This window comes from Amycolatopsis sp. NPDC102522 (assembly GCF_055584485.1).
On sequence record NZ_JBVJLY010000055.1, the window covers coordinates 1 to 4096 of the forward strand.

A 4096-nucleotide genomic window follows, 5' to 3' on the forward strand; every position below is an offset into this window, starting at 1 on the left:
CCCGTCGCCCACACCGACATCCAGCACGAGCCCCACCAAGGACACCGAGACGCGATCCGGGCCCAGTGGGCAGGCAAATACGGGTCCGCCAGAACGACACTTACCACTCACGACCCGCCGGACCGCCCACTCACTGGGGCATTTCGTCCTCTGAATGCGGTGGTTGCCCACGCAAGGACCGCGTTTAGTCGACTAAACGCGGCAGTCAGCGAGTGCCTGAGATCTTCGCGCTTCCCAGCACGAGGTCGCCTTCGGCCGCGTCGGTGCGGTACAGCACAACGACCTGCCCCGGAGCGACCCCGCGCAGCGGCTCCCGCAGCTGGACGGTCACCGAGTCGCCCGAGTCGCCCGAAACCTCAGCGACGGCCTCGACGATCCCGCCGTGCGCACGCACCTGGACGACGCATTCGGTCGGGCCGACCAGTGGCCGCTCGCTCGGCCAGATCGGGCGGTTCGCCTCGATCACGTTCACGCCGAGGTCCCGCGCGGAACCGACCTTCACGGTGCCCGAAACCGGCTCCAGCGAAAGCACGTAGCGCGGCCGCCCGTCCGGCGCCGGCGCCTCGATGCCGAGTCCCTTGCGCTGGCCGACGGTGAAGCCGTGCACGCCGGTGTGCTCGCCGAGCACGGCACCGGTCTCGGCGTCGACGAGCTGCCCCGGGCGCTCACCGAGCCGCTTCTCCAGGAAGCCCTTCGTGTCCCCGTCCGGGATGAAGCAGATGTCGTGGCTGTCCGGTTTGTTCGCCACCGACAGGCCGCGGCTCTCGGCCTCGGCGCGCACGTCGGTCTTCCACGAATCACCCAGCGGGAACAGCGAATGCCGCAGCTGCTCCGGGGTGAGGGAAGCCAGGACGTAGGACTGGTCCTTGCCCGAGTCGACGCTGCGCCGCAGCTCCGGGACACCGTCCACAAGGGACAGCCGGGCGTAGTGCCCGGTGGCGACGGCGTCGAAGCCGAGCGCCATCGCCTTGTCCAGCAACGCCTCGAACTTGATCTTCTCGTTGCAGGTGACGCACGGGTTCGGCGTGCGGCCGGCCGCGTACTCGCCGACGAAGGTTTCGATGACCTCTTCGGTGAAGCGCTCGGCGAAGTCCCAGATGTAGAAGGGGATGCCGAGGATATCGGCCGCGCGGCGAGCGTCGCCCGAGTCCTCGATCGTGCAGCAGCCACGGGATCCGGTGCGCAGCGTGCCGGGCTTCGCCGACAGCGCCAGGTGCACGCCGACGACCTCGTGCCCGGCGTCCACGGCGCGGGCGGCGGCCACCGCCGAGTCCACTCCCCCGCTCATCGCGGCCAGTACGCGCATCTTCCTCACACCTCTTGCTTCTGCGTCTGCTTGCGCATTCCGGCTAGTCCCGCCTGCCTCGCCCTGTCGACGACGCCCGCGATCTCCTTCGAGACCGCTTCGACGTCTTCCGGCGCCGAGGTGTGCCCGAACGAGAACCGCAGCGACCCGCGCGCGGCCGCCGGGTCGGCACCCATGGCCAGCAGCACGTGACTCGGCTGCGCGACCCCGGCCGTGCACGCCGATCCAGTGGAACATTCGATGCCCTTGGCGTCCAAGAGCATTAACAGGCTGTCACCCGCGCAACCGGGGAAGGTGAAGTGGGCATGTGTGGGCAGGCGCTCGCCTTCGCCGCCGTTGAGCACCGCGTCCGGCACCTCGCGCCGGACGGCCTCGATCAGGTCGTCCCGCAGTTCGGCGACGCGTTTGGCGTACTCCTCGCGGCCCTCGACCGTGGCCTTCACCGCCGTCGCGAACGCGATCACCGCCGGCACGTCGAGGGTGCCCGAACGCACGCTGCGCTCCTGGCCGCCGCCGTGCAAGACCGGCACGCACGCGGTGTCGCGCCCGAGCAGCAGCGCGCCGACGCCGTACGGGCCGCCGAGTTTGTGCGCGGTCAGGGTCAGCGCGGCGGCGCCGCTCTCCGCGAAGCCGACCGGCACCGCGCCGACGGCCTGGACGGCGTCGGTGTGCAGCGGGATCTCGTGCTCGGCGCAGACGGCGGCGAGCGCGGCGATCGGGTTGATCGTGCCGACCTCGTTGTTCGCCCACATCACGGTGGCCAGCGCGACCGTCTCGGGGCTGTCGCCGATGGCGGCGCGCAGCGACTCCGGGGACACCCGGCCCGCTTGGTCGGCCTCGACCCAGACGATCTCGGCGCCCGCGTGCTGCTCCAGCCACTCGACGGATTCGAGGACGGCGTGGTGCTCGACGGTGCTGCACAGCACCCGCCGACGCTCCGGGTCCTCGCCGTTTCGGGCCCAGAAGATGCCCTTGACCGCGAGGTTGTCGCTCTCCGTGCCGCCGGCGGTGAAGATCACCTCGGACGGCCGGGCGCCCAGCGCCTCCGCGATCACCTCGCGGGCTTCTTCGACGCTTCGCCGGGCCCGGCGCCCCGAGGAATGCAGCGCGGAGGCGTTGCCCACTGTGGACAGCGCCTCGGACATCGCCGCTACGGCTTCGGGCAACATCGGGGTGGTCGCCGCGTGGTCGAGATAGGTCATCGCCTTACCAGGGTAGACCGTTCCGGGGCGTGACCAAGCCCACCCTGGTCAGCGGGTGGCCCCGCTCATACCCGACGGCCACCGGCCGGTCAGCCGCACCCCGAGCAGCGCGATGCCGGTCAGCAGGACCGAAAGCACCAAGATCGCCACCGAGGGCTCCTTCGCCGACGCCAGCGAAGCGAGCAGGACACCACCCAAACCGATGGTCAGGGCCGATCCGACCCAGTCGCCGAGCTGCAGCGCCGAGGTGTTGAACCCGCGTTCGGCCTCCGGCGAGTAGCGGAGCAGCAGTACCGAGATCGCGGGCATCGCGATGCCCATCCCGGAGCCGCCGACCGCCGACGCCACGAACGCCATCCAGCCGGGGAACGAGGGCAGCGGGACGAAGACGAAGATCGCCAGACCGGCCGCGACCAGCGCGAACCCGACCCGCAAGGACACCTCGCGCGACCAGTCGAGCATGCGGCCCTGCAGCATCGAACCAGCCGACCAGCCCAGCGCGGTCACCGTCAGCGGCAGCCCGGCCAGCGCGGGGCTGTAGCCGTGGACCTCGGTCATCGTGAGCGGCAGGTACGCCTCCATCCCGGCGTACGCGCCCGCGATCAGCCCGCGCGAAGCGATCACTGTCGGCAACCCCGGCCGCGACGTCAGCGTCCCGGCGGGCAGGAGTTTGCGGAGCGCGTACGCCAGGGCGGCCAGTCCGGCGCCGCCGTAGGCCAGCGCGACGAGGGACGGGTGCTGCGCCGCCCAGGTGAGCGCGGCGACGCCGAGGGCGGCGACCACCGCGGGCACGACCCCGGCGCGGCGCGCGGACTCACCGGGCACGTGCGGGGGCAGTTTGCGCGTGACGACGACCAGTAGCCCCACACCGACGGCGGTCAGCGGGATGAGCCCGAGGAAGACCCAGCGCCAGCCGACGCTCACGGTCAGCACCCCCGCGATCGAAGGCCCGATCACCGCGGGCAGCACCCACGCGGCGGCGTTGGCGGCGTAGATCACCGGACGTTCACGGTCACTGAAAGTGAGCGCGATCAGCAGCGACACCGAGACCAGCAGCAGGCCGGAGCCGAAGCCCTGCAAGGCCCGGCCGAGCAGGAGCATCGGCATGTCGTGGGCGAGCCCCGCGACCAGCAGCCCGACGGCGAACAACGCTGTCCCGGCGAGCAGCGCGGGCGCCGGGCCCTTGCGGTCACCGAGCCGTCCGGAAAGGACGGTCGCGACCACGCTGGCGACCAGGAAGGTGGTGAAGGGCCAGGCGTACAGGGCGAGACCGTCGAGATCGGCGACCATCGTCGGCATCGCGGTCGCGACGCCCATGCTCTCGAACGCGATGAGCGTGACCATGAGCAGCAACCCGACCGTGGTCACGCGGTGCTCCGGTGTCCAGAGCACGCCCTTCGGCTTCGCCTTGTCCCCAGTGATCGTCATACGACGAGCCTGCTACCTCCAGTTCGGTGGAGGTCAAGCTGGTCGTGAGTGGCGTTTCGGGTTAGTGAGGGGTAAGGCAAACCTGGCGTGTTTGTGGACGGTGTCGGTGACTCTGCGCGACACCGGGCCTGTGGCGTCGACTGTGTGGATTTTGGTGCGT

Annotated in this window: 3 protein-coding genes; all 3 read right to left on the reverse strand. The window is 70.8% G+C overall.

The features are described 5' to 3' along the window. Positions 1–205 precede the first annotated feature (205 nt). From mnmA to ACZ6YV_RS44255, 3 genes are read right to left on the reverse strand one after another with little or no spacing between them, the layout of a single operon-like run. The gene (gene mnmA / locus ACZ6YV_RS44245) at positions 206–1306 is read right to left on the reverse strand and encodes a tRNA 2-thiouridine(34) synthase MnmA (RefSeq protein ID WP_465515390.1); all 1101 of its coding nucleotides are present in this window, start codon (positions 1304–1306) and stop codon (positions 206–208) included. A gap of 5 nt (positions 1307–1311) precedes the next feature. Then, a complete protein-coding gene (locus tag ACZ6YV_RS44250; protein WP_465515391.1) occupies positions 1312–2508 on the reverse strand; it encodes a cysteine desulfurase family protein in 1197 nt (398 codons plus the stop codon). A gap of 48 nt (positions 2509–2556) precedes the next feature. After that, positions 2557–3936 (reverse strand): MFS transporter, encoded by a 1380-nt coding sequence (locus tag ACZ6YV_RS44255; protein ID WP_465515392.1) that lies wholly within the window; start codon positions 3934–3936, stop codon positions 2557–2559. Between the last annotated feature and the right edge of the window lie 160 nt (positions 3937–4096).